This is a genomic window from Kamptonema animale CS-326 (assembly GCF_028330895.1).
Classification (GTDB): domain Bacteria; phylum Cyanobacteriota; class Cyanobacteriia; order Cyanobacteriales; family Microcoleaceae; genus Kamptonema; species Kamptonema formosum.
In genome coordinates, this window is record NZ_JAQMUA010000131.1 from 20,695 (window position 1) to 38,281 (window position 17,587).

General features: G+C 43.0%; 14 protein-coding genes. 9 read left to right on the plus strand and 5 right to left on the minus strand.

From position 1 onward, the window contains the following. The first annotated feature begins 87 nt into the window (after nucleotides 1-87). From PN499_RS07775 to PN499_RS07785, 3 genes are all read left to right on the plus strand, one after another. Entirely contained in the window at nucleotides 88-1,830 is a 1,743-nt protein-coding gene (locus tag PN499_RS07775) for a pentapeptide repeat-containing protein (RefSeq protein WP_272031167.1), read from the plus strand. 159 nt (nucleotides 1,831-1,989) lie between these two features. Next, complete coding sequence (gene vapB / locus PN499_RS07780) at nucleotides 1,990-2,211, plus strand: type II toxin-antitoxin system VapB family antitoxin (protein WP_007358568.1); 222 nt, start codon at nucleotides 1,990-1,992, stop codon at nucleotides 2,209-2,211. A gap of 1 nt (nucleotide 2,212) precedes the next feature. Beyond that, the gene (locus PN499_RS07785) at nucleotides 2,213-2,593 is read left to right on the plus strand and encodes a type II toxin-antitoxin system VapC family toxin (protein ID WP_007358567.1); all 381 of its coding nucleotides are present in this window, start codon (nucleotides 2,213-2,215) and stop codon (nucleotides 2,591-2,593) included. 82 nt (nucleotides 2,594-2,675) lie between these two features. On the opposite strand, the gene ribE is transcribed toward PN499_RS07785, so the two are convergent. Further along, entirely contained in the window at nucleotides 2,676-3,395 is a 720-nt protein-coding gene (ribE, locus tag PN499_RS07790; RefSeq protein ID WP_272031170.1) for a riboflavin synthase, read from the minus strand. A gap of 133 nt (nucleotides 3,396-3,528) precedes the next feature. Between ribE and PN499_RS07795 the strand changes: the two genes are divergently transcribed. The 3 genes from PN499_RS07795 (at nucleotide 3,529) to PN499_RS07805 (ending at nucleotide 6,216) form a co-directional block, all read left to right on the plus strand. Next, nucleotides 3,529-4,035 carry a bifunctional nuclease family protein gene (locus PN499_RS07795; RefSeq protein ID WP_272031196.1) on the plus strand — a complete coding sequence of 169 codons (507 nt, stop codon included), beginning with the start codon at nucleotides 3,529-3,531 and terminating at the stop codon, nucleotides 4,033-4,035. A gap of 144 nt (nucleotides 4,036-4,179) precedes the next feature. Next, the gene (locus PN499_RS07800) at nucleotides 4,180-5,301 is read left to right on the plus strand and encodes an aldo/keto reductase (protein ID WP_272031171.1); all 1,122 of its coding nucleotides are present in this window, start codon (nucleotides 4,180-4,182) and stop codon (nucleotides 5,299-5,301) included. 417 nt (nucleotides 5,302-5,718) lie between these two features. Continuing rightward, nucleotides 5,719-6,216 carry a hypothetical protein gene (locus PN499_RS07805; protein ID WP_272031172.1) on the plus strand — a complete coding sequence of 166 codons (498 nt, stop codon included), beginning with the start codon at nucleotides 5,719-5,721 and terminating at the stop codon, nucleotides 6,214-6,216. Nucleotides 6,217-6,339: 123 nt separating this feature from the next. On the opposite strand, the gene PN499_RS07810 is transcribed toward PN499_RS07805, so the two are convergent. Continuing rightward, nucleotides 6,340-6,966 (minus strand): 4Fe-4S single cluster domain-containing protein, encoded by a 627-nt coding sequence (locus PN499_RS07810; protein WP_272031173.1) that lies wholly within the window; start codon nucleotides 6,964-6,966, stop codon nucleotides 6,340-6,342. Nucleotides 6,967-7,715: 749 nt separating this feature from the next. Then, nucleotides 7,716-8,879 carry a GuaB3 family IMP dehydrogenase-related protein gene (locus PN499_RS07815; protein ID WP_272031174.1) on the minus strand — a complete coding sequence of 388 codons (1,164 nt, stop codon included), beginning with the start codon at nucleotides 8,877-8,879 and terminating at the stop codon, nucleotides 7,716-7,718. 86 nt (nucleotides 8,880-8,965) lie between these two features. Here PN499_RS07815 and PN499_RS07820 point away from each other — a divergent pair, with 86 nt between their 5' ends. The 3 genes from PN499_RS07820 to PN499_RS07835 all read left to right on the plus strand — a co-directional run bounded on the left by PN499_RS07820 (nucleotide 8,966) and on the right by PN499_RS07835 (nucleotide 15,717). Continuing rightward, nucleotides 8,966-9,103: a hypothetical protein gene (locus tag PN499_RS07820; RefSeq protein ID WP_272031176.1), complete on the plus strand. Its 138-nt coding sequence runs from the start codon at nucleotides 8,966-8,968 to the stop codon at nucleotides 9,101-9,103. Between the two features lie 130 nt (nucleotides 9,104-9,233). Continuing rightward, complete coding sequence (locus tag PN499_RS07830) at nucleotides 9,234-15,188, plus strand: trifunctional serine/threonine-protein kinase/ATP-binding protein/sensor histidine kinase (protein ID WP_272031177.1); 5,955 nt, start codon at nucleotides 9,234-9,236, stop codon at nucleotides 15,186-15,188. Between the two features lie 175 nt (nucleotides 15,189-15,363). After that, nucleotides 15,364-15,717 (plus strand): VOC family protein, encoded by a 354-nt coding sequence (locus tag PN499_RS07835; RefSeq protein ID WP_272031178.1) that lies wholly within the window; start codon nucleotides 15,364-15,366, stop codon nucleotides 15,715-15,717. A gap of 3 nt (nucleotides 15,718-15,720) precedes the next feature. Here the strand turns inward: PN499_RS07835 and PN499_RS07840 are convergent, their stop codons facing one another. Continuing rightward, entirely contained in the window at nucleotides 15,721-16,635 is a 915-nt protein-coding gene (locus tag PN499_RS07840) for a YihY/virulence factor BrkB family protein (RefSeq protein WP_272031180.1), read from the minus strand. 363 nt (nucleotides 16,636-16,998) lie between these two features. Beyond that, nucleotides 16,999-17,574 carry an alpha/beta hydrolase gene (locus tag PN499_RS07845; RefSeq protein WP_272031181.1) on the minus strand — a complete coding sequence of 192 codons (576 nt, stop codon included), beginning with the start codon at nucleotides 17,572-17,574 and terminating at the stop codon, nucleotides 16,999-17,001. Nucleotides 17,575-17,587 lie beyond the last annotated feature (13 nt).

Consider the following 17,587-nt stretch of genomic DNA (forward strand, 5'->3'; position numbering starts at 1 on the left):
CAGAAATGGGGAAAATAGCAAAATTTCCCTCTTCTTTCTTCCTTCTTCCTTCTTCCCTCTTCCTTCTTCCTTCCCCATCTCTGCTGTATGCAAACGCAAGAGTTTCTAGAGCGGTATCAACAGGGAGAGCGCAACTTTGCTCACATTGACCTTAGCGGTGCGAGTTTAAGCGGGGCCAACCTGCGGGAAATTGACCTCACAGGCGCTAACCTCACAGGTGCAAATCTCAGTTGGGCATTTTTGAGCCACGCTAAATTAGTAGGCGCTTGCTTACGGCGGGCAGATCTCCGCAGTGCGATGCTCACCAGTGCTAATCTTAATCAGTCAATATTGAGCGGCGCAAATCTTACTAAAGTAGATTTACGACTCGCTTATTTACAAGAAGCAGACCTGAATTGGGCAATATTTCAAGAAGCCGATCTTAGCGGCGCTGACCTTCAAAGAGCTAAATCCGATCAAATTAATCTCGAAAAGGCAAAACTGGACGGGGCGCGATTAATGGGTGCGGAATTAATGGAGGCAAATCTTAACCGTGCCAGTCTTGCAGGAGCTAATTTAACTGGTGCTAATTTGCGAGAAGCACACTTAGCAGAGGCTAATTTGCGAGAGGCTATTTTAAAAGGTGCTAATTTGATTGAAGCTGACCTCAATGGTGTGATTTTACGGTCAGCAAATTTGACTGAGGCTGATATGCACCGAGTAATTTTAACCGGGGCAGATTTAACAGAAGCGGTGCTTAATGGTGCTGATTTAAGTCGGGCTAATTTGACTGGTGCTTATTTATTAAAAGCGAGTTTTAAGAAAGCACATTTACTCCGCTCTAACCTCCAAGAAGTTTATTTACTGTGGGCAGATTTGACAGAGGCGAATTTGCGCGGTGCGGATTTACGCAAGGCAGATTTGAGTGGTGCTTATCTCAGCGATGCAATATTAAGCGAAGCGGATTTAAGGGATGCTCTATTGATTGAGGCCCATCTAATTCGCACGAATTTGGAAGGGGCGCAGCTAACGGGATGCTGTATTCATAATTGGCATACTGAGGAGGTTAATTTCTCAAAGGTTGAGTGTAGATATGTTTTTAATCAGTTTAATTATACTACTAAAAGTCCTAGTAATCGTTATCCTGTGGGTCGGGATTTTGAGCCTGGAGAATTTGGCAATCAGGATAGAGAAAATAGTTCTATAATCGAGGTGTTTTTTCCTGAGTTTCCTAATTGGGAAGCTTTGGTCTTTACGGTGGCTCAGGTGGAATTGGAAAGTCGGGAACTTAAACTGAATATCCAATTTTTTGAATCTGCTGACGATCGGCATTTACTGAGGTTAAGCGCGAATAATTTGGTTAATGCAAAAATTTTAGCTGAGCATATTTTACAGCTTTATCCTGAGATGTTACAGCGAGTTTTAAGTCGGCGGATAGAGATTTTGGAATTGCTCAATCTTGCTGTTGTAGTTAAGGATAAATCTAGACCAATCGAAGAAACGACGATGCCAGTTTCACCGTCACCTCAGCAACAGGAACTCACGGATAAACGGCGAGAGATATATAAAGAGATATCGCGTCAAATTAAGTTTATTGTGATGACTCAAACTCCTGATAAATTTGTGGAAAGTGTGGAGCGGTTGTTGGATTATTTGAAGCTACAAGGGGTTTCAACTGAGGATATTCAAAAGAAGGTTGTAGGTCAAGTTATTTTACAGCGGGCTAAGCAAGATCGGGGGTTTTTAGAGCAATTAATTCGGTGGGAAAAAACGGCTTCCGAACACGCTCGGTTTTCGATGGTGGGTGAGGCGGTAAGGTTAGCGATCGCACTTGTTTGGGAGCAGGAATAAGTAATTAAAAATTAAAAATTAAAAATTAAAAAATTAATTTGTAAATAAAACCCGATTCCCTAATCATAGCTACGCTTTACCCACCACATCCAAGTCCCTTTTCGTAGCAAGTATAGTATAATTGGTAAATATGATAAGGGCAAAATTTGTACAGAAATTATGACTATCGATTTACAGATTTTTCAAACTGTAATCAAGATGCCAGAATCTCTCAAACAAGAGATATTGCATTATGCAAAATATTTACTTGAGAAACACGCAAAAACTGAATCATCTCAAGAACAATTTGAACAACCTCATGGTTATGGTAGTTGGGCAGGTCAAATCGTTATGTCTGATGACTTCGATGAACCCCTGGAAGATTTAAAGGAATATATGTAACATGGAATCCCTTTTAGATACTCATGTCTTTCTGTGGTATTTGCTTGGCGATCCGAATCTAAGTAGTAAAGCAAAAGAAGCGATCGATACTAAAACGGATTTGTATTTTAGTATTGCCAGCCTTTGGGAAATATCCATTAAAATCAATGTTGGTAAGCTTCAACTAAATCGGTCATTTGAATACCTGCCAAAGGAATTGCAATACATTAACGCTCAAATTCTACCAATTACATCTAAAGATACTGAGATTTACGCACTTCTTCCTCTCCATCACCGAGATCCTTTCGATCGCATTCTGATAGCACAGGCGATGAATCATTCGCTGGTTTTGATTAGTCGCGATGAGGCTTTTGATGCTTATCCAATTCAGCGGGTTTGGTGATAAGAAGGCAAAATTGTATACTAGCGATCGCTCCCCCCTCATAAAGCTAGAATCACTCAATATTTCCGCTTACTTAACACTGCTAAATAAAACCATTTTCAGCTAAAAAATCAGGCGTAATTTCCCCCATACTGGTAACAGCAGTTTCTTCCCAGGCTGAACTAGAATCAGAAGATAACATAGAGCTACTACGAATAAATTTCGCTACATATTTACCCAAGATATCTGCTTCAATATTTACCCAACTCCCCGGTTTCAAATCCCGCAGATTAGTTTCACTATAACTATGGGGAATTACAGCCACTTCAAACCAGTTGCCGACTGCATCGCAATCTGCCACAGTTAAGCTGATGCCGTTGACGGCGATACTGCCTTTGGGAACTATGTAGGGAGCAATTTGGCGCTGCCAAACCGAGGCTGCTGCTGGCGGCGCTGTAAACCGCATCTCCCAAGCATTTGCAGTTGCTACTGACTCGACTAAACTGCCGATCCCGTCTACATGACCCGTGACAAAATGACCGCCGAGCTTGCTGCCGGCGCGGAGAGAGGTTTCAATATTAACGCAGGCGTTGGGTTTGAGGCCGAGAGTGCTGCGGCTGAGAGTTTCTGGGGAGGCGATCGCGACAAAACCTTGAGACAAAATTTCCACCGCCGTCAGACATACACCATCGATCGCCACGCTATCCCCAATGGTCAAATCCCGCAAAATCGCGTCTGTATTGCCCGACACACAGGACACTTGCAAGCGATCGCTTCCCAAAGCCTGAAGCGTCCCCAATCCCTGAATTAATCCTGTAAACACCACAACCCCCCGCTATTCGATCTTTAAGCACAATCCGTTGTCGATTCAGGCAAAGATCGAGGCATACTGGAATTTAGGTCATGTCGGTGCCCCGATTCTCCACCGCCTTACAGTATCCCATGAGGCCGATCCGATGATTGAAATGAAAGTCGCAGGAATTGCCTTGGATGCAGCCACGCGCAGTCCTATTGTCCTGTTGAGAGACGCTACGGAGCGGCGGGCCTTGCCTATTTATATCGGTCAGGAGCAGGCAAAGGCAATAATTAGCGCTCTGGAAAGCCAAAAGCCTCCTCGACCCCTTACTCACGATCTCCTGGTCAACTTCCTAGAGGCGTGGAATCTGACTCTGGAGCGAATAGTAATTCACTCCCTGCAAGATAACACCTTCTATGCCGTCCTGATCGTCCGCTCTGGAGAAGTCAAAAAAGAGATTGATGCTCGCCCTAGCGATGCGATCGCCCTCGCACTTCGCACCAATAGCCCCATTTGGGTAATGGAAGAAGTGATCGCCGATGCCTCTATCCCCGTGGATCGAGACGCTGACGAAGCCGAACGCAGAGCTTTCCGAGAATTTATCTCCAACCTCCGCCCGGAGGATTTAATTCAAAGAGGAGGATCGATCGGCGGAGAATTTTCCTAACAGGCAACAGGCTTGAGGCAAGCGGCCAAAAGCAAGACAGTTATCAGTTATCAGTTATGAGTTACAGCAGTAAATCATTGTCCTGAAGCCAAGAAAAGCCTTTTGTGCCTCTGCCTCTATCCTGTAATCCTAAAAGTCTGATTTATGCGTTATCGAAGGTTTGGGAAAACAAATCTGCACTTGTCTGTTTTTTCTCTAGGCACAATGCGCTATCTGGCTTCGGAGGAAATTGCCATAGCCACTGTCGAGCGTGCAGTCTCTATGGGAATTAATCATCTAGAAACAGCTCAGGGTTATGGGAAAAGTGAGGAATATCTCGGTGCGGCTATTCGCGCTGGATTACCAAGAGAACGCGATCGCCTTCACATTACCACGAAAATTTCCCCCACTTCCAATACCGATACAATGGAGCGCTCTATCGATGAATCTCTAAAACGATTAAATCTAGATTATCTCGACTGTTTAGCAATTCACGGCATCAATACTTGGGAACATTTAGACTGGGTACATACTTTTCTCCCAACTTTTAAAGCTGCTCTCACTGATGGCAGAGTAAGGCACATTGGGTTTTCTACTCACGGCCCTTTAGAGTTAATTTTAGCTACCATCAATACAAATTATTTTGAATTTGTCAACCTACATTATTACTACTTTTTTCAGCGGAATAGGCCCGCGATCGAGTTAGCCTCCGAAAAAGATATGGGCCTGTTCATTATTTCTCCTGCTGATAAAGGAGGAAGACTTTACACCCCGCCCGAAAGCCTTAAAGAATTATGTTTGCCCTTTTCCCCACTAGAATTAAACTATAGGTTTTTACTAAGTGACCATCGGATTACTACGCTCAGTGTTGGCCCGGCTAACCCAACTGAATTAGAATTGCCTCTGAAATGCTGCGATCGCAATTATCCCCTAACATCCGCAGAAATTGCCATCTTTGATCGTTTAGAAACTCAAGCCGCAGCGAGTTTAGGAACAGATAAATGCAGTCAGTGTTATGCCTGCTTACCCTGTCCAGAAAATATTAATATTCCTGAAATATTACGTTTGCGTAATCTCGCTGTTGCCTATAATATGATAGACTTTGGTAAATACCGTTATGGAATGTTTGAAAATGCCGGACATTGGTTTCCAGGTGTTAAGGGAAATCGATGTACAGATTGCGGCGAATGTCTACCTCGTTGTCCAGAAAATCTAGATATTCCAGCTTTATTAAAGGATACTCACCAAAGGTTATCTGGTACTAGCGGCCGTCGGCTTTGGGATTAATTAACTGTTATGTTAGTGGTTAGTTGTTGGTTGTTAGTTGTTACTGGTTAGTTGTTGGTTGTTATTGGTTTCTTAGGACTTACGCAGGGAGTCCCAGAAACCGGGTTTTTGGGAGAATCTGTGGGTCATAACGAAATATTTTCGTAAAAAACCCGGTTTCTTTGGTTGGGTGCGTAAGTCCTATTGCTGTCATTGCGAGCCAAGCGAAGCAATCCCAAACCCTTACTATATCGTTAAAATGCTAAGTATTGTCTATGCTATTGTTAGCTAATCAAAGCAAAATTACGATCGCAAAGTTAACCTTTAGCAACCTGAAGCAATCTCAGTCTAAGGCGATTGCTTCGCTCCGCTCCCAATGACAATTAACAACTAACAACTAACAACTAACAATTAACAACTAACAATTAACAACTAACAATGAAAATATTAAACCTATTTTTGCTAATTAACTTTTCCTTTTTTCTTCCCAGTTTACTAGGGGAAAAAACTGCGATCGCATTTGCTCAACAGTCAACCTGTCCAACTACAAGTTGGTATCAATTACCATCACCTCCTTTATCTCAAACAGAGCTAAGTATCCCCAGCCTTTGGTTAACCAAACAACAATTTGGTGGGAAACTATTAGACAACTGGTTTGTTGAATCTAATAATAATTGGGTAATTTTGATAGTTAACCGACAACTCTGGAGCTTATTGGATTATTTAGAGCGTTACCAATTTGTCAATCAATTCGGTACAGCGGCGAGAGATTACGGTTATAACGTTCGCGTTTGTAACCCTCAAGGAGAAGCTTTAGCAATCTACTCTTGCAAATTCTCGACCGCTCAAAATAATTCTTCTACTCAACTAGAATGTAACCTAGAACTAGATTCTTTATCTAATGGTGGACTGCGCGGTAAACCAAGACGATTTTAATTACCCCTCTTCTGTCACTCTAGGAATAAGAAAATAAAAATTCACTCTTAACTTTGTCGAAAACTATATTCAATTCAAGTCCTATTTCCATACAAATTCCCAACCTAGAGTGACAGAAAAGGGTTACTCTGACAAATCGATCTGACCGCGATATCCTGTAATAATACGGCTGCCATCTTTGAGAACGTGAATTTCAATTTGGTCGCTTGCCCAAGTTAAGCGATCGCTCAACTCAGGGTTGAAAACATGGACTTGCTGATTGCTAGAAGAAACCAGAGAATCTGGACGATTAACTGCCAAAGATTCTATATAAGGCCCATCAATTAAGATATCGAGTTGTGCTAATAAATCTTCAACGCCAGCCGGAGCATAGGGCGAGTGTAGTTGCTCTAGGGTAAAGCCTGTAAACGACATGACGTTTAGTCCAGCCGCTTTGACTTGACGGGCCAGTTGCGCTAAGGCTGGTGCTTGCCAGAAAGGTTCTCCCCCGGAGAAGGTCACGCCTTCATGACGAGGGTTACTCAAAATTTTATGAGCTAATGTCTCAATTGACATGAGTTGATTCATCTCAAATGACCAGGAAGCAGTATTAAAGCATCCGGGACATTCCCGCAGACATCCCTGTACCCAGATTACAGCACGACATCCAGGCCCATTAACTTCTGACTCATCGACATATCCCATGATGTTGAGATATCCAGCAGGAATGTCAATGAGTTCTAGATAAGGATTGACTTTTATTTGTGTCATGCTGCGACTCCTTTAGTTAATTTATGAACCAAGCTTGGCGATTTAGCAGCGGTTGTCTGCTCACAATTTCTCTATGCGCTTTGAAATGGAGCTACTTAAGAAAGTATCTTAAAAAGATGAGGAACTTGTGAGGAGAGCGATCGCAATTTGTCGAGGTAAAATGTTGTGCTTGTCAGCATTAAGACTCAATCTTTGGGATTGAAGTGATGGAAGGATTTGCCGGGGGGAGACTTTAGTTCCCTGTATTCTTTGCTATCCGTGATGCGATCGCCTGACTAATTACTCGATATCCTAGATATACCAGCCTTCTTGACAGTTTCTTGGCCGTTAGGACATTCTGTTTTCCTTCCACCCTTGATTCTATTCCCTTCTTCCCTAGCCCCTAGAATCGGAGCATCGGAACATCGTAGCCCTTTTTCCCCTAGTCCCTAGCCCCTTCTTCCCCTGGCCCCTAGTCCCTTCTTCCCCTGGCCCCTAACTTTCTGCCTCAACATAGCCGCGTTCATCTATAAAAATCTGTAAAAAAGGAACCGCCCGAACAGTAGTCCGGGCGGAGTGTGGTGTGAGGAGTGAACGGAAACTAAATGGTCTCCGCTTTCTATATTGTGGCATCTCCTTCTGGATAATTGCAGGGATTTTTGTAATTTGCTAGACTACTTAACAATTTTTTGACCCACCCCCTCTAAAAAGGGGTGAGCTTGCGCTGTTACAAAAATCTTTTAAAGCTATGCTGGTAGGACTTAAGGAATCTACTTACCCATACCTAACTGCTGAGCTTTTTGATAGACCTTGCCCTCCGTTAGCAGTGAAGGAGCGATTACCACTTCCACTTGCTGCATTTCCTTAAGATTCTTAGCCCCCAATGTACCCATGCTAGTTTTCAGAGCACCGAGTAAATTGTGAGTACCGTCATCTAGCAGTGCGGGCCCGCGCAAAATTTGCTCTAAAGTCCCAGTTGTACCAACACGGATACGAGTTCCGCGAGGTAAAACAGGGCTAGGAGTCGCCATTCCCCAGTGATAGCCGCTGCCAGGAGCTTCTGCGGCTCTGGCAAAGGGGGAACCGATCATTACGCCGTCGGCACCGCAGGCGATGCACTTACAGATATCGCCGCCAGTAATTAAGCCGCCGTCAGCAATGACAGTGACATACTTGCCAGTTTCTTGATAGTAATCGTCCCGCGCCGCCGCACAATCTGCTACGGCTGTAGCTTGGGGTACGCCAACGCCTAAAACACCGCGAGATGTGCAAGCTGCACCGGGCCCAATACCTACGAGAATGCCAGCCGCGCCAGTTTTCATCAAATTTAGGGCGACTTCGTAGGTGACGCAATTGCCTAAGATGACTGGAATAGGCATCTGTTGGCAAAACTGAGTCAGATCCAGAGGCGTTACCGATTCAGGGGAAAGGTAAGCGGTGGAGACGACTGTTGCTTGTACGAAAAATAAATCGGCTCCAGCTAGGGCAACGGCTGAGCCGTATTTGCTTGCGCCTGCGGGGGTAGCGCTGACGGCGGCAATTCCTCCCTGAGATTTAATTTCTTGAATACGTTGCTGGATTAATTCTGGCTTGATGGGCTCTGCGTAGAGTTCCTGCATCAGGCGGACAAATTCATCTTTGCCGACGGAGGCGATGCGCTCTAATATTGGCTGGGGATCGGCATAGCGGGTTTGGATGCCTTCTAGGTTGAGTACGCCTAGCGCTCCCTGCTGAGATAGGAGTACGGCCATGCGGACATCTACTACTCCGTCCATAGCACTGGCGATGATGGGGATTTCGCGATCGATGCCCCCGATCTGCCAGTGGGTGTCTGCCAAAATTGGATCGAGGGTGCGCTGTCCGGGGACTAGCGCGATTTCGTCAATGCCGTAAGCTCTGCGAGCTGTTTTGCCGCGCCCTATTGATATTTCCACTCTTCTGTACCGTTCCCAAGACTATTAAGTTTAGGGTATCAAATTATTGCGGGGGTTTTGCGGTTTGGGGGGAGGTGGGGGAGGCGATGCCTGCGGCTGGCTACGCCTTGGCGCTTATTGTCAGTTTAGAAACAGATCGGGGGGCGATCGCTATAAATTTCGCTCGATGGAGTGAGTACCAAGTTGGCGATCGCTCATCATTGAACAATAAAATAGTTCTATAACTTGTAGAGTGGGCGATCCCCTTAGAAGCTTTGGGTTTGGAACCGGATTTACAAAAACAAATTTTACGGGTGCTACCTTCGGAATCTGTTGATACTTATTTAACTATTCTTTAAGAGAGGAAACTAGGTTATGAATACGATCGCAAATCTGTCGGGCTATGACGTTACAGAAGAACTATATTCAGGCTCTAGAACCTTAGTCTATCGCGGCTTACGACAAAGCGACCAAAAACCTGTAGTAATTAAGCTACTACGGAACGAATACCCCAAATTTAACGAACTCGTCCAGTTTCGCAACCAATATACACTTGCCAAAAATCTCGACCTCCCTAGTATTGTTAAACCTCTTGACTTAATACCTTATAAAAACACCTATGCTTTAGTAATGGAAGACTTTGGCGGTATTTCATTATTAGAATATCTGCGCCAAAAAACAGCAGCACCAAAATCAGAATCATCTAATATTTTATCTTTGGCAGATTTTTTTGACATCGCTATCCAGCTTGCTAACAGCCTTGATGGACTAACTCACCAGCGCGTGATTCACAAAGATATTAAACCTGCGAATATTCTGATTAATCCCGATACCAAACAAGTCAAACTAATAGACTTTAGCATTTCTTCCCTGCTGCCTAGAGAAACTCAAGAAATTCAAAATCCTAACGTTTTAGAAGGCACGATCGCCTATTTATCACCAGAACAAACTGGACGTATGAATCGGGGTATTGACTACCGCACTGACTTCTATTCTCTAGGTGTGACATTTTATGAACTACTCACTGGCCAGTTACCCTTTATATCGAACGATCCGATGGAGTTAGTCCATTGTCACATCGCTAAGATTCCCCCAAAAGTTCACACTTTAAATCCAGCTATTCCCCCATTTCTGTCTTTAATTGTCAGTAAACTGCTCGCAAAAAATGCAGAAGACCGCTATCAAAGTGCTTTCGGATTAAAGCACGATCTAGAAATTTGTCAATCGCAATGGCAAGAAACAGGGACAATCTCCACTTTTGAAATCGGACAACGGGATCTGACAAATCGCTTCTTAATTCCAGAGAAACTCTACGGACGAGAACAGGAAGTTAACACTCTCCTTAATGCCTTTGAACGAGTCAGCCAAGGCAGCACAGAAATGATGCTAGTGGCAGGTTTTTCAGGAATTGGTAAAACCGTAGTGGTGAATGAAGTTCATAAACCCATTGTTCGTCAGCGCGGTTATTTTATTAAAGGCAAATATGACCAATTTCAGCGGAATATTCCCTTTTCGGCTTTTGTGCAAGCATTTCGGAATTTGATGGGGCAATTGCTATCAGAATCGGATGCTCAGTTACAAACTTGGAAAACCAAAATTCTGTCAGTAGTTGGAGACAATGGGCAAGTCTTAATCGAAGTAATTCCTGAATTAGAACGCATCATTGGTACTCAACCCATCGCACCAGAACTATCAGGAAGTTCAGCACAAAATCGCTTCAATCTGCTCATGCAGAAATTTGTGCAAGTATTTACCACAGCAGAACATCCCTTAGCGATCTTTTTGGACGATCTACAATGGTCAGATTCCGCATCACTAAAGTTACTACAACTGTTGATGCAAGAGGCAGGACATCTGCTAGTATTGGGTGCTTATCGGGATAATGAAGTATCTCCTGCTCATCCATTTATGTTGACGGTGGATGAAATCCAAAAAGCAGGAGCAACCGTGAATAAGATTACCTTAGCTCCCTTACAAGAAGATGACCTGAATCAATTAATTTCAGATACCCTCAGTTGCGAACCTGAGATGGCTAGACCTTTACAAAAACTGGTTAATCAAAAAACCAAAGGTAATCCATTTTTTGCTACTCAATTCCTGAAGGCTTTACATGATGATGGGCAAATTACCTTTAACTGGGATCTAAGGCATTGGCAGTGCGATCTTGCCCAAATTAAAGCCTTGGCACTCACTGATGATGTAGTAGAATTCATGGCACTACAATTACAGAAGTTGCCAATAGAAACTCAGAAGGTACTCAAACTTGCCGCTTGTATTGGATCGCAATTTGATTTAAATACTTTGGCAGTAGTCAGCGAAGAATTACCCGATCGAACTGCATCATCGTTGTGGAAAGCATTACAAGAGGGACTTATTCTCCCGCTTTCTGATGTCTATAAATTCTTCACTCAAACCGAGACTCCATCTCTGACTCAATCTAGTACCAATGCTACTTATAAATTTTTACACGATCGCGTCCAACAAGCCGCTTATTCCCTGATTCCAGAGTCGGAACGAGCGATCGCTCATTACCAAATTGGGCAATTAATCCTGCAACAAATTTCTCCCGCAGCCAGAGAAGAGCGCATTTTTGAACTGGTGAATCAGTTGAACTATGGCACGTCACTGATTGTCGAACAAGCGGAACGAGACGAACTTGCTAAACTCAACCTGGCTGCTGCTCGCAAAGCCAGGGCCGCAACAGCCTATCAAGCTGCCCATGCCTATGCAATAGTAGGGTTAGAAATGCTGGGAACAGATGCTTGGCAGCGGCACTATGACATCACCCTAGCCTTTCATGAATTAGCCGCTGATGTGGCTTCATTGCTGGGTGATTTTGAGCAGATGAATCAATGGATTGAGCTAGTAATACACCATACTAAAACACCATTGGAGCGGGTACAAGTTTACCAAGTTAAGATCCAGTCTTTGAATTCCCGGAATGAATTTGTAGAAGCGATCGCAACGGGAATTTCCGTTCTCAAACTATTGGGCGTTAACCTCCCAGATATTCCCACTCCTGAGAATATTCAGCAAGCACGAGAGGAAATATCGACATTAATTGGCGATCGCTCTATTGAGGAGTTGGTTTATCTTCCGAAGATGAAAGATGTTCAACAGCTTGCAATTATGCAAGTTGCTTCTAGCATGATGTCTGCTTGTTACTTAACTCTCTCCCCACTCTATCCCTTAATAGTTGCCCTACAGGTAAAGCGCTCTATTCAATTTGGCAATAGTTTATTTTCTCCTTCTAGCTATGGAAGTTATGCCTTTCAACTCAGGCTCCTATGGCAAGATATGGAAGTAGTTCAACAGTTTGGAAAATTGGCATATTCCCTTGCCCTAGAGCCAGAAGCTAAAACGATGCGATCGCCAACATCTGTTCTGATTGGGGGATATATTCACCACTGCACCGCGCCTTTAAGAGAAACGCTACCGATGCTTCAGGAAGGCTATCAAGCAGGTTTAGAAACGGGGAATCTGGAATTCGTTGTCTATAATGTTCAAATGTTTTCTTTGAATGCCTTATGGTCTGGGCAACCACTGCCTGAAGTTGAATCTCAAATTCGTGCCTATCATCAGCATTTACAGGATCTAAAACTGGTAACAGCCGGCAAACCGCACTTAATTTACTGGGAAACAGCGCTTATATTGCTGGGCAAATCAGAGGATGAGCTTCTCTTCCGTCAAGCATCTTACGAGGAAACATTGGTTGCCGAAGTAAAAGTATCCAATGATATCTATCGTTTAAGTGTCTTTTACCTACACAGATTTATATTGAACTTCTGGCTTGAAGATTTGGATCGGGCTAACCAGGATGCAGCTCAAGCTAGACAAAATTTGATGGGATTTATGGGAACAATTGGTGAACCAATTTTTTACTTTTATGATTCACTGACAGTATTGGCAAAGATATTTGTATCAACTCCTGAGCAAAGTATTCAACTACAGCGCGTGCAGGAAAATCAAGCAATATTGCAGCAATGGATACACCATGCTCCCATTAACCATAAACATAAGTGGCAATTGGTCGAAGCAGAGCGATACCGTATATCGGGGCAATATAAAGAAGCCATAGAATACTATGACCTGGCTATTCAGGGCGCTCAAGAAAATAACTATCTTCAAGAAGAAGCCCTCGCCAACGAACTCGCTGCCAAGTTTTATCTGAATTGGGGCAAGGAGAAAGTAGCTCAAGCCTATACGATCGAGGCGTATTACTGTTATGCACGTTGGGGGGCGAAAGCTAAAATAGACGATTTGGAAAAACGTTATCCCCAACTCCTGATTCCTATTCTTCAGACAGCTCGTTTTTCTGCTTCCTCTCAAGAAACTATCGAGCTGGAAACGATGACTTCTACTCGCACTTCTAGCAGCCCTTCTGAAGTTCTAGATTTAGCGACTCTGCTCAAAGCCTCTCAAACTATTTCTGGAGAAATTGAACTGGATCAACTCTTGACTACTCTCTTACAAATAGTAAGTAAAAATGCTGGGGCGGATAAGTGTGTTTTACTTCTCAAACAAGACATGGACTTACAGGTAGCAGCGATAGTAACAGGGGGAGATGAACCGCAGATATTACCATCAATACCTTTAGAATTAAGTCAGGATGTAGCGATTAGTTTGGTGAATACTGTCAAGCGAAGTTTAACACCTTTGGTGCTGGTCGATGCCAGAGTAAGTTCTCAATTTGCTGGGGATAGTTATATTGCACAGAATCAACCTAAAAGCGTGCTTTGTATTCCAATTGTTAATCAACGGAAGTTGATTGGGATTTTATATCTGGAAAATAATGTGACGGTTGGTGCCTTTACGAGCGCACGGGTTAAAGTGTTGAAATTGGTTTGTACTCAAGCGGCGATTTCGCTCGAAAATGCTCGCCTTTACCAAGAATCTCAAGCCAACTCTCAACAGCTAGAAAAAGCTCTTAAACAACAAAAGACATTGTTTAAGGTCGTTACTCAGATGCGAGAGTCTTTAGATTTAGATACAATCTTCTGTACAGTTAGCAAAAATATTCGTCACATTCTCAATGCGGATCGGGTGGGAATCTATCAATTTGATCTAGGATCGGTCTACCAGTGCGGCGAGTTTATCGCGGAAGATGTATTACCACAATTTAAATCTGCTCTCACGGTAAAAATTCAAGATCATTGCTTTGGAGAGAAGTATGCAGAGCTTTATAAACAGGGAAGAAATTATGTGCTGAATGACTTAGAAACTGCCGATGTAATAGAGTGTCATCGAGCAATTTTACAGGAATTTAATGTGAGAGCATCGCTGGTTGTACCTATTATGCAAGAGGATGAACTTTGGGGATTACTTTGCATTCATCAATGCGATCGAGCTCGTAACTGGCAACCAACTGAGATTCAGTTTATTGAACAAATTGCTGGACAAATGGGGATTGCACTCAAACAGACGGAATTACTAAATAGAACTCGTCAACAGGCTACCCAGCTAGAACAAACACTTCATTATCTTCAGCAAACTCAACTTCAGTTAGTACAAAATGAAAAAATGTCAGCATTGGGGAATTTAGTGTCGGGTATTGCTCATGAAATTAATAACCCGGTTGGTTTCCTGGCTGGCAATATTAAACCTGCGTTAGATTACATCAATGATTTGTTTGGATTGCTGGATTTATATGAACAAGAAAATCTTAATTCTAATCCAGCAATTAAAGAGGAAATAGAAAACATCGATCTTGACTATATTCGCGAAGATTTACCTAAGTTAGTAGGTTCGATGTGTGAAGGGGTGAAGCGGATTAAAGACATTAGTATTAGTCTGCGGACATTCTCGCGGGCTGATAGCTATCGTCCCGTTGCTTGTAATATCCACGATGGTATTGATAGCACTGTGATGATTCTCAAACATCGTCTCAAGGCAAACGAAACTCGCCCAGAGATTGAAGTTATCAAAAAATATGGCGAGTTACCCCCAATAGAGTGCTATGCAGGACAACTTAATCAAGTATTTATGAATCTGCTAGGTAATGCGATTGATGCTTTAGAAGAAACAAATCAATCTCGAAGTTTTACGGAGATTAAAGCCGCTCCTAACCAAGTGATAATTGCAACAGAATTATCCGAAAATCGACAATCGGTAGTGATTCGGATTCGCGATAATGGTCGGGGTATTAGCGATGAGGTAAAACCAAGGATTTTTGACCATTTGTTTACTACTAAAGATGTGGGCAAAGGCACGGGATTGGGTTTGGCGATCGCGCGTCAAATTGTGGTGGAAAAACATGGAGGCCAATTGATGTGTAATTCTACTCTGGGGGTGGGTACTGAATTTGTAATATCACTGCCTTTGAAAAATTAGGGCAATTATGCTATGATAGTTAGATTACATCCTCATGCTCAATCAAGATTGATAGAGCGTGGAGTCACTGAAACAGAAGTAATTCCTACTGTTCATTGCTAAAGCCTGCTTACTATTCCCTTCTTCCCCTAGCCCTAGCTATTAGCTTGCCTAACAACAATAAACCTTACTCAAGATGAAACTGAAACGATTAGGCCACGTCGCCATTTGTGTCAAAGATATTGACAAAGCCGCTGAGTTCTACCAAAACTTAGGAATGGAATTAGCCTGGAAAGATGCAGATTGGGCCTACCTGAAAGCTGGTGATGATGGACTGGCTTTATTGAGTCCTAGTTACAACCAAGCAGGGCCGCATTTTGGGTTCGTGTTTCGCGATCGCGCTGAAATGGAAGCCGCCTACAACCAACTCAAAGCCGACGGTATCCCAGCCACCCACATCCACGAACACCGCGACGGTACAGCCTCTTTCTACGCACGCGATCCAGACGGTAATGGCTTCGAGTACCTCTACGAACCGGGTTCAATTTAAATATTAAAAATGTCCCCCAGACTGAGATATTGGCGTTTGGTCGCCGCTTTCTAGCTGAGCTTTTCGCCTTGCTAACATTCGAGAGCCGTATCTGTTAGTCCAAACCTGGGTAAATTCAGCGCCTAAAAATAGAATTTGGGCTGAGTAATTAATCCAAAGCAAAAGTATTACAAACGATCCAGCAGCACCATAGGTCGATCCGATGCCGCTGCTACCCAAATATATCCCAATTAATGACTTACCGATGGTAAATAGCACTGAGGTAATCGCGGCTCCCACCCAAACATCATTCCAAACCAGTTTAACATCAGGTAAAAATTTATAAATCAAGGCAAAAAGCACTGTCACCACGCTAAAAGAGATACCGAAATCAATCAGTTGCCAGATGCCAACGGGGATATGCAGTAACCCATTTAACCACTGATTTACTGCTGTTAATACTGCGCTAATTACTAAAGAAACTAAAAGTAGAAAGCCAATACTGAGAATCATGGCAAAAGATAATATCCGGTCTTGGAGAAAACCTAACCACCCGCGTCCCGGTGGTGGTTCAACATTCCAAATCATGTTAAGAGCTTCTTTCAGATTAGTAAATACGTTAGTTGCCCCCCACAAAAGTGTAGCCACACCAATGATAGTGGCGATAATTCCCGACTGGCGATGGGAAGCATTAGCTACAAGTTGCTGGATGATTTCTGCACCGTCTTGGCCAACTAGACTTTGAAGTTGTCCTACAAGTTGACCTTGAGCGGCCTCTTGGCCAAAGACTAATCCCGCGACTGCAATTACGATGATTAGCAATGGCGCTAGGGAAAACACTGTATAAAATGCTAAAGCTGCCGCTAAGGTAGGGGCTTTATCTTTTTGCCATTCTTTAAAAGTTTCTTTAATTAGGGATATGATTCTTTTCAATTTCACGGGATGAAGTTCCTTAAATTTATACAGGAATTATGCAAATCTATTCGTAACCATTGATTTTTAGTCGATGGTGGGTAACTTCTATAAGAGTTTGCTTCTTGAATTTTACTAAAGAGAGATTTTTTTTCGCCTCTGCCGTCGGATAGATATACTGATTAGTAATGTTTAACTAATTACGAACACTGATTTTAAGGATTACGCGGATTACACGGACGATCTTCTAATACGAACACTGATTTTAAGGATTGCACGGATTGCAGGGACGATCTTCTAATCTGTGTAATCTGAAAAGCTGCCTAATCCATGTAATCTCAATTATTAATTACTAAATATCCTTGTTCCATCGCCCAGGATTAAAAAATACTACAATCTTGGCAAACGGATTTTATTTAGTAGATCTTGTAATTGCTCAGTTGCACCGTTCAATTGTTCTGCCAAAGATGCAATTTTTCCATAAGCCTCAACTAAGCGATCGCCCTCAACATGAACTTCATCCGTTGGATAATTTTTAATCATTTCCATCACAGTAATCTCATTATCCTGACTCGCGGATAAGACTAAAGCCGATCGCAAAGCCTCCCGATCCGCACCCTGTGAAGGAGGATGAATTACCTGACCAACCTCATCTAAAATCATTTTCCCAGGTTGACTATTTAGCGCTTGTTCTAAAAATCCTTTATTCACCTTGACAGGCTTTTTCAAAGCGCGGCGCACTGTCTCTGGGTTTTTATTCGCCTTTCCCAAAAGCATCTCTAATGCAGGTGACATTTGCCCAGTTTTTGTAAAATTCTCCAGCTCGCTCACGGGGATAGTCATTTGAATAATCGTGTATTTGAGTACCACTTTTTCAGCAGCAGCCGCAGGATTGCTGTAGAAGGCAATTCCTACACCTACTGCTAAAAATAATGTGCATCTATGTGCCAAATTTTTTAAGTGCATAGTTCATCCTCAA